At 31.7% G+C, this 15104-nt stretch carries 15 protein-coding genes; 5 read left to right on the top strand and 10 right to left on the bottom strand.

Annotated elements, in window-relative coordinates:
- Nucleotides 1-29 precede the first annotated feature (29 nt).
- Together P0R33_RS14215 and P0R33_RS14210 are read left to right on the top strand one after the other, a co-directional pair.
- On the top strand, nucleotides 30-572 hold the full coding sequence (locus P0R33_RS14215; RefSeq protein WP_276171840.1) for a sigma-70 family RNA polymerase sigma factor: 543 nt from the start codon (nucleotides 30-32) through the stop codon (nucleotides 570-572).
- Nucleotides 573-600: 28 nt separating this feature from the next.
- A complete protein-coding gene (locus P0R33_RS14210) occupies nucleotides 601-1377 on the top strand; it encodes an alpha/beta hydrolase (RefSeq protein ID WP_276171839.1) in 777 nt (258 codons plus the stop codon).
- A gap of 78 nt (nucleotides 1378-1455) precedes the next feature.
- Here P0R33_RS14210 and P0R33_RS14205 read toward each other — a convergent pair whose 3' ends face one another.
- The gene (locus P0R33_RS14205) at nucleotides 1456-1830 is read right to left on the bottom strand and encodes a hypothetical protein (RefSeq protein ID WP_276171838.1); all 375 of its coding nucleotides are present in this window, start codon (nucleotides 1828-1830) and stop codon (nucleotides 1456-1458) included.
- 23 nt (nucleotides 1831-1853) lie between these two features.
- Nucleotides 1854-2174, bottom strand: a complete 321-nt coding sequence (locus tag P0R33_RS14200) for a hypothetical protein (protein ID WP_229354062.1) — start codon at nucleotides 2172-2174, stop codon at nucleotides 1854-1856.
- 290 nt (nucleotides 2175-2464) lie between these two features.
- Between P0R33_RS14200 and P0R33_RS14195 the strand changes: the two genes are divergently transcribed.
- Nucleotides 2465-2608 carry a hypothetical protein gene (locus P0R33_RS14195; RefSeq protein ID WP_276171837.1) on the top strand — a complete coding sequence of 48 codons (144 nt, stop codon included), beginning with the start codon at nucleotides 2465-2467 and terminating at the stop codon, nucleotides 2606-2608.
- 6 nt (nucleotides 2609-2614) lie between these two features.
- Here P0R33_RS14195 and P0R33_RS14190 read toward each other — a convergent pair whose 3' ends face one another.
- From P0R33_RS14190 to P0R33_RS14160, 7 genes are all read right to left on the bottom strand, one after another.
- A complete protein-coding gene (locus P0R33_RS14190; RefSeq protein ID WP_276171836.1) occupies nucleotides 2615-3286 on the bottom strand; it encodes an ATP-binding cassette domain-containing protein in 672 nt (223 codons plus the stop codon).
- 296 nt (nucleotides 3287-3582) lie between these two features.
- Nucleotides 3583-6345 (bottom strand): PD-(D/E)XK nuclease family protein, encoded by a 2763-nt coding sequence (locus P0R33_RS14185; protein ID WP_276171835.1) that lies wholly within the window; start codon nucleotides 6343-6345, stop codon nucleotides 3583-3585.
- A gap of 63 nt (nucleotides 6346-6408) precedes the next feature.
- Complete coding sequence (locus tag P0R33_RS14180; protein WP_276171834.1) at nucleotides 6409-7872, bottom strand: OmpA family protein; 1464 nt, start codon at nucleotides 7870-7872, stop codon at nucleotides 6409-6411.
- Nucleotides 7873-7985: 113 nt separating this feature from the next.
- Nucleotides 7986-9179: a glycine C-acetyltransferase gene (gene kbl, locus P0R33_RS14175; protein ID WP_276171833.1), complete on the bottom strand. Its 1194-nt coding sequence runs from the start codon at nucleotides 9177-9179 to the stop codon at nucleotides 7986-7988.
- A gap of 82 nt (nucleotides 9180-9261) precedes the next feature.
- Entirely contained in the window at nucleotides 9262-12420 is a 3159-nt protein-coding gene (locus P0R33_RS14170; RefSeq protein WP_276171832.1) for a UvrD-helicase domain-containing protein, read from the bottom strand.
- Between the two features lie 139 nt (nucleotides 12421-12559).
- On the bottom strand, nucleotides 12560-13159 hold the full coding sequence (locus tag P0R33_RS14165) for a lipoprotein signal peptidase (protein WP_276171831.1): 600 nt from the start codon (nucleotides 13157-13159) through the stop codon (nucleotides 12560-12562).
- Between the two features lie 120 nt (nucleotides 13160-13279).
- Entirely contained in the window at nucleotides 13280-13498 is a 219-nt protein-coding gene (locus P0R33_RS14160) for a hypothetical protein (protein WP_223710523.1), read from the bottom strand.
- Nucleotides 13499-13680: 182 nt separating this feature from the next.
- Here P0R33_RS14160 and P0R33_RS14155 point away from each other — a divergent pair, with 182 nt between their 5' ends.
- Together P0R33_RS14155 and P0R33_RS14150 are read left to right on the top strand one after the other, a co-directional pair.
- Nucleotides 13681-14037 (top strand): roadblock/LC7 domain-containing protein, encoded by a 357-nt coding sequence (locus P0R33_RS14155; RefSeq protein WP_091494460.1) that lies wholly within the window; start codon nucleotides 13681-13683, stop codon nucleotides 14035-14037.
- Nucleotides 14038-14075: 38 nt separating this feature from the next.
- The gene (locus tag P0R33_RS14150; protein ID WP_276171830.1) at nucleotides 14076-14456 is read left to right on the top strand and encodes a hypothetical protein; all 381 of its coding nucleotides are present in this window, start codon (nucleotides 14076-14078) and stop codon (nucleotides 14454-14456) included.
- 262 nt (nucleotides 14457-14718) lie between these two features.
- Here the strand turns inward: P0R33_RS14150 and P0R33_RS14145 are convergent, their stop codons facing one another.
- Nucleotides 14719-15099 (bottom strand): TraR/DksA C4-type zinc finger protein, encoded by a 381-nt coding sequence (locus P0R33_RS14145; RefSeq protein ID WP_012022792.1) that lies wholly within the window; start codon nucleotides 15097-15099, stop codon nucleotides 14719-14721.
- Nucleotides 15100-15104 lie beyond the last annotated feature (5 nt).

Raw genomic sequence — 15104 nt, 5'->3', positions numbered from 1 at the left:
CCATTACAAAACAATAAATGCTATTTTAAATGTTAAATCATAAAGATTTTAAAATATTTGAAGCTTTATACAAAGAGCATTTTGTCTTTTTCTCTCTAGTGTCTTTTAATATCGTTAAAGACAAAGATGTAGCAAAAGACATTGTGCAAGATTTTTTTACTTATTTATGGGAAAAAGAGGAAGCCTTAAACGTAACCAGCACATTTAAAGCTTATGGCACAAAAGCAATAAAAAACTTAAGTCTGCAATATTTAGAAAAAAACAAAACAATAAGCCTGCAGCATAACAAAATAGCGGTTCCTAAATCAGAAGAACAAATTACTTTTGAGGGTACAGAAGAAAATAAGAAACCGAAAATTCAAACCTTAATAGAAAAAATTCCTCAAGCTAGAAGAGAAATTTTCATGCTTCATGTTGTTGAAGGTCTCAGTTATCAAGAAATTGCAGAAGACAATAATATCTCAATAAATACTGTAAAAACACAAATGAAAAGAGCTTATGCCTCTTTAAGAGAATCCCAAAATATCTCTCAGTTAAAATTCATTCTGTATTTCATATGGCTAATAAAATAGCGTATTTTTGCTATTTAAAATTTCCATTTTGAGTCAAATATTATACAAAAACACAAAAATATCCTATTCTGATAACGGAAAAGGAAATACGATAGTTTTACTTCACGGCTTTTTAGAAAACAAAAAAATGTGGACGGAGTATGTAGAACTTTTTTCGAAAAAATATCGCGTTATTACCATTGATTTATTAGGTCATGGCGAATCCGATTCTTTAGGTTACGTTCATGAAATGGAAGAAAATGCCAATGCCGTTAATGAAGTTTTGGAATTTCTAAAAATCGAAAAAGCAATAATTTTAGGACATTCAATGGGCGGTTATGTCGGTTTGGCTTTCGCCGAATTATATCCAAAAAAAATCGAAAAATTAGTTTTACAGAATTCAACTTCTAAAGAAGACAGCGAGGAAAAAAAGACAAACAGAACACGCGCCATTAAAGCCGTAAAACAAAATTATATCAGTTTTGTGAGTTTAGCCATTGCAAATTTATTTAGCGAAAATAACAGAACTAGATTAGCAGAAGAAATTGAAAAGGTAAAAACAGAAGCCTTAAAAACACCGTTACAAGGAATTGTAGCTTCTTTGGAAGGAATGAAAATACGAAAAGACAGAGAATGGCTTTTGCAAGAAAACAGATTTCCGGTCTTATTGATTTTAGGCAAAAAAGATCCTGTTTTAAATTATGAAGAAAGTCTTGCACAAATTGAAGACACAACTGCCGAACTTGTTTCGTTTGAAGATGGACACATGAGCCACATCGAAAATAAAGAAGAACTGAAAAACATTTTACTGGATTTCTTCGAATAAATGATTTATAAAATCAAAAAAGGCCATTTCTAACCTAGGTTGAAATAGCCTTTTTCTCATTTTTGGGGGCAAATGTTATTATAATTTAGATGTAATATCTTTTTTGTATTTAGACAAAGTCGCTCTTGTTAAACCAAGATTTGCTTTTGTAGAATCTACAGCTAAATAAATAAAATATCTTCCATCTTCAGATAAATCAATAATATGAATCTGATCTGTTAATGTGATCAAGATATCATTAATTTTTTGATCTAATCCCAAAGCTCTAATCGCGTTCAATTTAGCTTTTACAACTTCTAAATTGTAAGCCGAAGCCAATTCTGGATCAAAATCAGGTTTAACAGTTAAGGAGCAATAAGACATTCCTGTTTCAACTTCAGTTACCGAAACAGCAATAAATCCGTTTACATTATCTCTTAAATCGTTTTGAAAATTTTGTAAAAAGTCTGACATGTGTATTTTAATATTGGTTAAATTTAATTATTGAAAACAGAATCCATTCTACGAAGTAATAGTCCCATTTTACTTAGATCTTTAGAAAGCAGCGCAATGCAGTTATCATCTTGATTTTTTGTTGCTACCACAATCCCGTCGTTATTCTTAATCATAACTTGTTTAAGATCGCCATTGTTTACGTCTTCAGACATTTCTAAGCACATTTTCAAGATCATTCCGATCATTGCTGCAACATTTCCGTCGTATTCTAAATTAACAGACTCATTTAAGATTCCATCAATATTAAAACTCAAGCCAGATTCTGCCCCAGTTTCTTCTACTAGTGTTTGTAAATCAATCATATTCTATTATTTTGTCATGTTTTTGGAAGCGCCAAAGATATTTTTAATCTCAAGATTTATAAGCTAAACACTTGTTAAAAAAATAACAGATATAACCTCCTGTGTCACTTTTATTTATCACACAATTAAACCTATTTTTTTGCAAAAATTCTGCAATAAAAATTAACATAAAAAACATATTATATTAAAAACATAACTTTTCTTTTCATAAAGTTCATTTCTAAAATTAACATTTACAGAATGTTGCATTTACATAAAGTTTTTATATAGCTTTGCAAAAAATTGTACAAATGAAAACTGTTGACGAATTACGCTTTGACTTAAATGTAAAACTGCTGAAGTTTAGAAGATTTCGTATTGAAAACGGCCCAATAAACAATACGAGTTCTGAAGGAAGTTCTAAAAAAGGTTTCTTCAAAAAAATATTTAGCTAAAAGCACTCAAAAAATTGCCGGACTTATCAAATATTCTTTTTGAAAAAGTTCGGCTTTTTCATTGATTTTATGCAACTTTCCATCTTTTAACAATAACAAATCTGTTGCAATATCCATTACATTTCTATAGTTATGATCGGTAATAAAAATTCCTTTCTGTAGTGCATTTTCTTTAATTAATTCAACCACTATTTCTATCATTTTTGGAGATAAACCACTAAAAGGTTCATCGAGAAGCGCAAATTTTGAATTACTAAAGAGTATTAATTTGACCTCCAAATAACGTAATTCTCCAAAAGATAAGTCTCTAATTTTTTGATTTAAAAGCGGTTTCAAAAAATCATCTTCACAAAAAAGAGCCACATTTTGTTTATCGATTGATAATGATATTGTTTTAAAAATCGAAAAATGATTTGGAATAAATTGATTTTGACACAGATAACTAATTTGATTTAATACAGATGAATTATTCTTCGAAATTCTATCAATAAAAATACTTTTACCTGAAGCGGGAATAATTCCAAAGATAATTTTCAGCAATGTAGATTTCCCAGAACCATTTCGTCCAAGCAAACCAATTATTTCCCCAGTTTGAATTTTCAGATAAATATCTGAAAGCAACAATTTATTACTGAAGCTTTTCTGAATACCACCTATTTCTAAAATATGTTTATTCAAAATATTTTCGTGTCAAAAAGAATATAAACATTAGAAAAAGCACCAAAATAGAGTTCATCAAAAAACTCCAAAACAAAAGTCTTCTTTTTGAAATTCCGTTGTTATTATAAAACAAATATTCATTTTTACGGTACATTTCTTTAAATAAAATACTAGCCATGAAACCAATTGTAGCCATCGTAAATAAAAAGTGACCTATTCCTGCAAAAAAAAATGCAATTGTAGAAATAGGAAAATTTACAAGCAGAGTTGTTTTATAAAATTCAAATATGTTTAAAAGTTTTCTAATAGGTCTTTTACATTTTTTCCTCAAAAGGCATATTAACATCAAAGATTTCGCTTAACAAATTAGCAATTTCCTCCAAATAAGAAGCCAATATTTCTGATGTTACAATACTATCTAAATCTTTTTCTGGCTTAAAACCAAAAGGTAAAAAACCTGATTTTAAATTTTTAAAAGAAATAATTCCAACTTCGATCGGATAATTGCCAGCTTCTTTTTCAAACATAAAAGCATACGCTAAAACCTGAATAATTTTATCATTTTTAAGCTCTTGTGTCAAACCATTCCATGTTTTCAATACAACATTCGATTTCTCCACTTTTCCTGTCTTATAATCGATAATTCTTATTTTACCGTCGCGCTGCTCTATACGGTCGACATTTCCTTTAATTAAAATTGGAAAAGGCAATTTAGGATGAACAAATTCTCTCTGAAACGTTTGCTCTAAAGCAATAATTTTAATCGCTTCATCATTTTTTATCGACTCGAGCTCCATTCTTAAAAAATTCGAGATATTCCGTTTTGCAACTTCAAAAGCCAAAAGATTTCTTCCTTTCTTGATTTCACCTTCTTTGTAAACCAATTTAAATTGCTTCAACACTTCATCATCTAAGAGTTTAAAACAATTCAGAATATCATTTTCGGAAATAAATTTACCGATGAACGGTTCGTACAAAGCCTTTAAAGTTTCATGAATAATAGTTCCTAAAGTATTTAAAGCGATATTTTCTTCCACTTCCTCAACTTCGCGAATTCTTAATATTTTTTGAAAATAAAACTCAATCGGATTTCTAATGTAAGAAGTCAAAGCAGAAGGAGAAAAACCAACTTCGGCAATTTCCTTTAAACGTTCCATTACCGCTTCAGATTTCTCTACAGAAATAGGTTCATTAGCTGTATTTGGCAGCATTGGATTGTAAATATCAAAACTAATATTATGATTCGATTTTTTCTCTACTTCCAATTGTGTTACAAAACGGCTCCTCTCACCAGCATCTAATCCATCATTTTCTGTGTTATAAATCAAATAAATATTTTTTGCCCTTTGCAGTAAATGATAAAAATGATAGGTATAAATTGCATCTTTTTCTTTAAAAGTCGGAAGCCCTAATTCTTTCTTCACATCATACGGAATAAAAGAATTTTGCGATTTACCAGCAGGAAACTTACCTTCATTCATAGAAGTTATAATAACCGTTTCAAAATCAAGAACTCGACTTTCTAAAACTCCCATAATCTGCAAACCTCGCAATGGCTCTCCTTCGAAAGAAACTTCCGCCAAATCAATAATCTGCTTGTAAATAGCATGAAGCGTATCAATATTATCAATATGATTATGTTTCGAATAATAATTTATAAGCTTATTAATCACTTTAAAAACGCCATAAACAAATGCTTTTGCTATTTTTTCTTCTTCGTTATCATTATTGAAATGTTGCTTAATCAGAATTAATAGAGAAGAAATATTCTTCAAAACAGCAACAGAGCCACTCTCCCATTTTTCAAACAATAAATTAAAAAATGAAGAATAATCCGGATGAAGTTCTAGAATTTTCTGGTGAGTAATAAAAGTGTAATTATTCTCTTTAATAATTTTCACTAATTTTTCAGCATGAGCATACGGCTCAACCAATGGATGCGTTAAAATATCAAGCACATCTTTGTAATAAAAAACATAATTCGTACCCTTTCGCGAAAGCGCATTAGTATGCATTTTAAACAATTTAGCAACAAAAATCTGCGATGGATTATTCTTTCCTGAATATCCCATTGTAATATTTAAAGCTCCAACAGAAGAAGGTAATGAATATAAAACCGGAACCAATAAATTCTCTTCACCAAGCACAACCGCGACTTTATCTAAAGATGCATTGGGGTTTTGATCAATTAAATTTTCAATAATACTTCCCGCCAGTTTTGCCTGTCCGATTGTTTTTGGAGTTCCGATAATCTGAATGTTTTTTGACTGCGAAAAATCATCTACAATCCAATCAAAAACATTTGTTTTATAGTATTTCCAACTTTCCTTAAAACGTCTTAAAAAAAGTCCTGCATCATGATAAGGATCGTTTAAAAATGCGCGATCTGCATCCCAATAAATTTTTGCTTGATCTAAAGCCAATAAATGCTGCACTATTTTTTCCTCTGCGGCATTTAAGGCATTAAATCCTGCAAAAACAAAAATTCGATTACCAATTGTATTCGAAAAATGATTTAAATTATTAACCGCTTCTCTGTAAATTAATCCTTGGTAACCTATCGATTTAAACAATAAATGATTGTAAAACGAATCGTAATAAAGAGGAAGTAATTTCCAAAAATCAATATAATTTTCTAGAAGTTTGGTTTTCTGATCTACTTCTAAGCCCCATTTTTTTATATCCTCAATATCTTTAAGATAAGACAATACGTGAGAAGGATCTAAAAGATAGCGATCAATTTCGTTAAAATCCTGCAAAAGTGTTTTTGCCCAATTTGCAAATAACTCAAAAGATTGCTGATTCTTTTTTTCTGTAATTGATAAATAAACTTCATAAAATTCAAACAGCAATTCAATCGAATCAATAGATCGAATTGACGCAACATCTTGTACGAAATCTTCAATACTTGTAATTTCTGGAGCAATAATAGTTTTATTAATCTCTTTTTTAAGCGCTTCAATCAAAAAAACTTTCGCTCTTTTATTCGGAAGAATTATGGTTATTTCAGAAAGCTTATCTGCATAATCCTGAATTACAACACCAGCTAGTTTTTGAAGAAAAGAATCATTTATCATAGTATAAAAATAAAAAAAGCCATTCAATTAAGAATGGCTTTTCATATTTATTTAGAAACTAAATTATAGTTTTCCTTGGTATTTAGAACCAATGTGTCTAATTTCAGTTCTTCTGTTTTGTGCTTTACCTGCAGCAGTTTTGTTACTTGCAACTGGTTGGCTAGCTCCAAATCCTTTAGCTTCTAAGTTCTCTGGGTTAACACCTCTTTGAACTAAAGCATCTAATACAGCTTTCGCTCTATCTTCAGAAAGTTTTTGGTTGATTTTAGCAGAACCTGTACTATCTGTGTGTCCTTCGATAGAGAATTTCGCGTTTGGATAGTTTTTAAGGATTTCTTTAATAGCATCTAATCTAGCTGGAGTTTCTTTGTCACCAGTTTTGAAAGTAGCTTTTCCTGAGTTGAAGTAGATTGCTCTAGCTTGAACTTTAAGATCTTCTAATGCAGCAGAAGTAACTTCTGGACATCCTCTGTTGCTTGCAGGACCTGGAACTGTAGGACAGTCATCATCTTTATCAGCAACACCGTCTTTATCAGCGTCTAAGAATGGGCAACCACCGTTTTCTTTAGGACCAGCAACTGTAGGACATTTGTCATCTTTATCAGCGATTCCGTCACCGTCAGTATCAGGACAACCTTTTAAAGCAGCTAAACCAGCAACATCTGGACAAGCATCATCTTTATCAGCAATTCCGTCTCCGTCAGTATCAGGACATCCGTTTAATGCAGCTAAACCAAATACATCTGGACAAGCGTCAGAAGCGTCAACGATTCCGTCACCGTCAGTATCAGGACATCCGTTGAATTGTTTTAAACCAGCAACATCTGGACAAGCATCGTCTTTGTCATAGATTCCGTCTCCGTCAGTATCTTTACCTCCGAATTTGAAAACTAAACCTGCAGTGTGTTGGAAGTGAGATGGAGCATCTGGAGTTCCAGAAGCATCAACTCTATCTCCGCTAACAGCCCATTTGTATCTTGTAGCTAACTCAAGACCAATAGCATCAGTAAACCAGAAAGTTAAACCAGCACCTGGGTTAACAGTTCCGTAGCTGCTATCTCCAAAGAAAGTGTAACCTCCACCAACAGATAACGAAGGATCAATCACTTTAGATTTGATTAATTCTTGGAAGCTGTATTTGATAGTAGCATCAATCCCATAGTACATTAAGTCTCCAGGATTTGTTACAACATTACCTCTTGAATCGTGCCCTGGAGCTGTTGGAGAAAAAGAAACGAATTTATCTATTTTGTTTACAGATCCTTGTAAACCAACAGAGAAACCGCTACCTACATATCTATTTACACCAATGTAAGATAGAGAAGGAAGAATATTCCAGTTGTCTTTTACTGCGAATGGCTGAGAGAAGTGCTGATCAAAAAATCCACTACCCGCTCCAGAACTTGTTCTAGTATCCACAGCATTAACCCCGAAAGAGATCGCCCATGGATTGTTACTATCTTGCGCGTGAGCATTTAAACCCATCGCCATCAATACAGCAACTAAAAGTTTGTTAAGATGTTTCATACTTAATTTTTTTAATTACAATTTAGTTAATTACAAGCAAAAGTAACACCAAATTTTTTAAATACAAAATGAAATGTTAAAAAAAACCTACAAAAATTTGACCAAAGTGGTAATTATATAACTTTTAACATTTTACCGACAACTGTGAAAGCATTTATCGCTTTGTCTAAATGTTCTTTTTCATGCGCTGCAGATAGCTGTACACGTATTCTGGCCTTATCTTTTGGCACTACTGGAAAGAAAAACCCAATAACATAAATTCCTTGTTTTAACAATTCATTTGCCATAGTTTGTGACAATTTTGCATCATATAACATAACAGGAACGATTGCAGAATCTCCATCAATAATATCAAATCCTGCTTTTTTCATACCTTCTTTAAAATAATTGGTATTCCATTCCAATTTATCACGAAGCGCTGTATCTTTTTCAAGCAATTCAAACACTTTTATTGATGCACCCACAATAGCAGGCGCTAAAGAATTCGAAAACAAATAAGGTCTCGATCTTTGACGTAATAATTCTATTATTTCTTTTTTTGCAGTTGTATATCCACCCATAGCTCCACCTAAAGCTTTACCAAGAGTTCCTGTAATAATATCAACTCTTCCCATTACTCCTTTTGCCTCAAGAGTACCTTTTCCTGTCGCACCAATAAAACCTGCTGCATGGCATTCATCAACCATAACAAGTGCGTCGTATTTATCAGCTAGATCACAGATTTTATCTAGTGGCGCCACAAGACCATCCATAGAAAAAACACCGTCTGTAACAATCAATTTAAAACGAGCACCAGACTCATTTGCCTTAATTAATTGCTGTTCCAAATCTTCCATATTATTATTTTCATAACGATATCTTGCTGCCTTACAAAGACGAACTCCATCAATAATAGAAGCGTGGTTTAAACTGTCTGAAATAATAGCATCATTTTCACCTAACAAAGGCTCAAATACTCCTCCGTTTGCATCAAAGGCTGCCGCGTACAATATAGTATCTTCTGTACCATAAAAATCAGCAATCTTTTTTTCTAAAGTTTTATGAATATCTTGAGTTCCGCAAATAAAACGCACCGACGACATTCCAAAACCATGTGTATCTAATGCATCTTTAGCCGCTTGAACCACTTCTGGATGAGAAGAAAGCCCTAAATAATTATTAGCACAAAAATTTAAAACCTTTTCTCCAGTCGAAATAGTGATTTCTGCTCCTTGAGGAGAAGTAATAATTCTCTCCTTTTTAAAAATTCCATTTTCTTCGATTGTCTGCAGCTCACTTTGCAGATGTTCTTTTATTTTACCGTACATTTTTTATTTATTTAAAACATTAAAAATTAACAAGTTAACAATACTTAAGCTTCGTTATTTCTTTAACATCTGATTAATTTTTTCACAAATTTACTACTTCAATTTCCGCTCCTATATACACCAAAGCCTTTTTTAACACTTTGTACCCTAAATCTTCAATTGCATCTTGATATGCTTGAATTTGCTGCTGATATTTAGCATTTACAGCTCCCGTTTTATAATCCAGCAAAAAAGCTTCCTTATTTTCCAAGAAAACAACTCGATCTGGCTTTAAAATTCTTCCTTCTTTTTGAACAATTGTCTGCTCATTCAAAACAGTATCATCTCCATTAAAACAAATTGCCAGCTCTGGATGATTTACAATTTCTCTTAAAGTCTGCGATACTTGATCAATTTGATCATAAGTTATCAAACCATTTTCTAGCGACTTTGTAACCGCCAAATCAATATCTGATTTATCTTTTACAAAAGCCAAAATCTCGTGAACAATATTTCCGTAAGAAATCGCTTCTTGCTGATGCGTTCCCCACATTAAGGCCTCTCGCTGCGCTATTTTTATATTTTTAGGATTCAAAACTTCCCTTACAACAGGAATTGATTTTACAAGATCAACAGTCTTTGAAGCTTTAGAAAGCCTTGTTTTACTTCCAAATTCATAATTCAATTTTTCTTCATCATAAACTCCTTCATTAATTAAAAATTTAATAAAAAAAGAAGCCATATTATTTGGATATTCTCCGTCATTTTTTGCTTTTAAAGACTGAGAAATAACATATAATTGTTCTTCCGCACGGGTTAACGCCACATACAAAACATTAATATTATCTAAAAGCTCTTCTTGTTTTTTCAAATTGAAAACAGCCGATGCACTTTCTCCAAAACTCTCAACCGCACTACTATTATCAACCAATGCTTTCGGAACCCCTAAATCAATTTCTTCTGTATCGAGCCATAGCTTATCTTTTGGTTTTCTATTATAATCTTCATCTGCAAAAGGCATAATTACAACAGGAAATTCTAATCCTTTTGATTTATGAATGGTCATAATTCGAACAGCATTATTTCCTTCGGGAGACGGAATACTAAATTTTTCTGCGTTTTTATCCCAAAAAGACAAGAAATCTGAAACTCCTGCCTGATTCCGAATATCTCTTTCTAAAACTATATCCAAAAAGAATTGCACATAGGCATTTCCCTCAGAAGGAAGAATAAATTTAGAAATAATAATTTCAACAGCTTCGTAAAGTGATTTTTTACGAACATCTTCAAACGAAAAAGCAACATCAAAAGTTAAAAGCCAATTTTCAAATTCTTTTTCCAATTTATAACTCATCCCTAAAGCTATAAAATCATGAACCGGCATTGACAAATCTTTATTTGAAGCCAAATAATGCAAAAAATTAGCTTTCGATTCTAAATTGGCACTATTATTTAAATAACGAAGTAGATGAACAATAAAACGGACTTCTGCCGCATTTTGAATCATTAAGGTTTCTGACGATAAAAGCGGAATTCCTTGTTCTGTCAAATAATTAGCAATCGCAATTCCCTGATCTCTTTTTCGCGTTAGAATTACAATGTCTTTATATTCGAAACCTTGTTTTACAACCTCAAGAATTGTATTCAAAGTTGCCAAAACATATAAATCAGATTTCTCAACAACTTCATCTTCATCTCCAAATTCATTTTTATCGACCACAGGAAGAAAAGAAATATTTACATAACCGCCTTTTTTTGAATTGGTATTTTGAAAACTATGATTTTCATACAAATCTTTATAATCTTCATTTGAAAATTCTGCCGAAATAAGCTTAAAGAAAGCGTTATTAAATTCAATAACTCCACTATAACTTCGGTAATTGGTATTTAGATGTTTAAGCTGTTTATCTGGATTATTAAATGGATTTACATCTTTACTTAATTCGATAAATTGCTCTGCTTTTCCTCCGCGCCAGCGATAAATAGATTGTTTTGGATCGCCAACAATCATCAAAGTTCCTTTATTTCCAAAATCATCTAAACCAGAAAGCGAATTGTCGATTAGCGGAATCAAATTCTGCCATTGCATTTCTGAAGTATCCTGAAATTCGTCTATAAAAAAATTACGATAACGCTCTCCCAAACGCTCATAAATGAATGGCGCCGGCTGATTCTGAATTTCGCGATGAATTATGGCATTAAATTCTGAAATTGACAATACATTCTGTTCAGATTGAATTTTAGCCAATTCATTGCTTACCGTATTCAACAAAGAAAGCGGCGTTATGTTTTTCAGAAAGGCTTTATAAAAATCTCTTTTTTCAAAATTCTGATAAACCTCTTTTAAGATTTGAAGTAATTCTGGAATAATATTTTCAATTAAAGCGCGGTCTTTTGCCGTTTTGTTAATCGCAATATCATCGAACTCATGGAAAGTTTTATTTTTTGGATTGAATTTTCCGCCACGAATACTTTCTAAATGATTCGGAAAAGTTCCTCTAGAAAATGATTTAGAATCAATTCCGTTTTTATCAATTAATTCAATTGCTTTAACGGCAAGTTCTTCATTTGTCTTTTCTAATTCTTTACAAAGCGCTTGCATTTTCGCCTTAATCTCAACAAATTCTCCGATTGTTTTATCTTGAAAATGAAGAATTTCATTTCGATTATTTTCATTCAAAATCAATCTTCCAGTATCCAAAATTTCTCTTGAAACATCCCAGCTTTTATCGTCATCGGTTTTTTCCATTGTAAAATCGATGAGCAGTTTAGTCAATGTTTCATCTTCTCCCGCTTGCGCAATTATGGCATCGACGGCTTCGACTAATAAATTTTCGGTATCTAAAGTAACCTCAAAAGTCATCGGAAGATTCAAGTCATGTGCAAATGCACGAATAACTTTATGGGTAAATTTATCAATAGTAGAAATATCAAAAGCAGCATAATTATGAATTAAGTGCTTTATAATCTGTTGCGATTTTGTTTTGATTTTAATGACCGAAAGTCCCGTATCACGAGAAATATCTTCCATTAAATCATATGCTTTTGAAGAGGGTTCGTCTTTAGCAAATTCAGACAAATTTCCAACAATACGGCTTTTCATTTCATGAACCGCTTTGTTGGTAAAAGTTATCGCTAAAATATTTCGGTATGCATCATTTTTTGGAGAAGAAAGAATAATTTTCAAATATTCTTTTACCAATGTATACGTCTTTCCTGATCCTGCAGAAGCATCATAAATAGAAAAAGACGGACTTTGCATGGTTTTGATTTTTTATATCGTAAAAATAACATAAAATATTAAACCCTAAAAATGAAAAATTCCAAATTCCAATATCTTTTTGTTGCGAATGCCTCAAATATTGGAATTTGGAATTTTGAAAATTTTGAAACTTTTAAATTTATTCGTGTTTTGGAAAAGCTCTCTTATTGAAAACCAAAAGTATACCAACTCCAGTAGAAATTGCTACATCGGCAACATTAAAAATAGCATTGAAAAAAGCAAAATGATTTCCTCCAAAAATTGGCAACCAAGTCGGAAGATCTCCTTCCCATAGAGGAAAATAGAACATATCGACAACCAAACCATGAAACCAAGTTCCGTAAGGTTCGGGAGAAAAAATTGTTGCTAGATTATTAGTGCTGTCATCAAAAATAACTCCGTAGAAAACAGAATCGATGATATTTCCTGCAGCACCTGCAAAAATTAAAGCAATCGCTACTATTAAATAATTTGAATGGCGTTTTTTAACAGAGTCAGCAAGCCACCATCCAATTCCGAATACGGCAAAAATCCTAAAAACAGTCAAAATCAATTTTCCATATTCTCCAGGGATTTTTGTTCCCCAAGCCATTCCTTCATTTTCTATGAAATGAATCTTAAACCAACTAAAAACGGGATACTCACCTCCAAGAACAAAATTTGTTTTGACATAGATTTTAGAAAGTTGATCCACAATTAAAACTAAGAATATAAGGAAATACGCTTTTCGTAATGACATTTTATAATTTTTTGATGGGCAAAAATAACAATTTAAACAAAAAAAACGCTCCTAAGGGAGCGTTAATTGTTTTCTAATAAACTAAACTTAAGTTTAAGTGCTAATCCAAACCAGATAAGTTTATTTTTTCACAGGAGCTTTCGCAGCAGTTTTCGCTGGACTGTCGGAGAAAAAATCAGAAATTGATTTGAAGATTCCTTTGCTTTCTTTTCCGGCAGCCAATTTTTTAGCTTCTCCCTTTTTAACGTCGGCTTTAAACTTAACGCGCAGTTTTTCAAAATCTTTCATTCTACGCTCTACGTCAGAGTTTACTTCTTTGAATTTCAGTACTTTAGCCATAATGTAAGTTTTTTACAGTAAATAATTTAAATTATTAATGATTTGGTATTACAATGATACATAATTTAATTTATATTTGTTTACGAAAATTAACACTTGTTTAGGTTGATTCAATATTTAGTTTTCAAAAATAAATCCAAAACAAACTGAATTTAACAATTCTCCCAAAATCCTACAAAATCATGAATGAAATTACTACTACACTCAATGACTTTCTAGTCAGCACAAAATCAACTGCTGCTTTAATTTTAAATGGTAAAGGAAAGCTAATCACTTCTTTAAATTTAGACTACGGAGACAGCATTGCTGCCATGAGCGCAGCTATTTTATCTATGAGCGAAAAATTCTTAATTGACTTAGAAAAAGGCTCTCTTAAACAATTATACCTTAAAAGTGCCGAAGGCGTTATAGTTGGAAACAAAATTAGCGGTTCCAATTTTATTGTTGCTTTTTCTAAAGAAGGAAGCAATTTAGCGCTATTGATGCGTTCGACAGAAGAAGTATCTGCTGAGTTAAGCAAAAATTCCCTACTGAAATAAGAAAATAAATTCTATTAACAATCAAACCCAAATGAACTATGAGCAATGATTTTTTAAACGTGTTTTTAACTGAAATGAAAACAAACGTAAACGGCTTTATCGCTGTCGCTGTAACAGAAATTGAATCTGGACTAAGCTTTGGAAACTTAACTATCGATCCTTCTTTTGATCCAGAACTTGCTGCTGCTTACAATTTAGAAGTTGTAAAAGCCAAACTAAATGCCGTAAAAGCTTTAGGCTTGAATCAAGATATTGAAGATATTTTGATCACACTTTCTAATCAAATTCACATTATCGATATTTCACCAAACAAAAAATTTATGATCTACTTAGCTGCTGATGCAACAAAAGCTAATTTAGGTATGACTAGAGCTATTTTAAGAAAGCACAAAGCTGACGTTGAAAAAAACCTAGCGTAATCATAATCATTCGCAAATTTCACAAAATAAAAACCGCTTTAAAAAGCGGTTTTTTTATGCAATTATCGATCAAAAGTACAGTTAATCAGTTGCTTTTGTTTCTTACAAAATAAACTATCCAGAAATAAAAATTATTTTTAATAATTATAAATAATTTCTCTCAAAGTAAAAATATAACAATACGAATTCAAGCAGTTAAACCTTAAACAAAAAATGCGCCCTTAAAAGAGCGCATTTTTTATTTAGATATTTTTTTGTGAATTTATCTCTGCAAGTTTTTAGCTTCGATACTCATTGTTGCATGAGGAACGATTTTAAGCCTTTCTTTGCTAATTAATTTACCTGTTACTTTGCAAATACCATATGTTTTGTTTTCAACACGGAATAAAGCGTTTTTTAAGTCACGAATAAACTTCTCTTGTCTGATAGCCAATTGAGAGTTTGCTTCTTTAGACATTGTTTCACTTCCTTCTTCAAAAGCTTTGAATGTTGGAGATGTATCGTCTGTTCCGTTATTTAAATCATTCATATAGGCACTTTTGATCAAATCAAGATCTTCTTGTGCTTTTTTAATTTTTGCTTGTATTATTTCTTTGAACTCCGCTAAGTCAGCATCAGAGTATCTTGTAATTTCATCTATCATTTTCT

The organism is Flavobacterium sp. YJ01, from assembly GCF_029320955.1.
GTDB lineage: Bacteria > Bacteroidota > Bacteroidia > Flavobacteriales > Flavobacteriaceae > Flavobacterium.
This window is presented reverse-complemented; position numbering and strand designations above follow the sequence as displayed.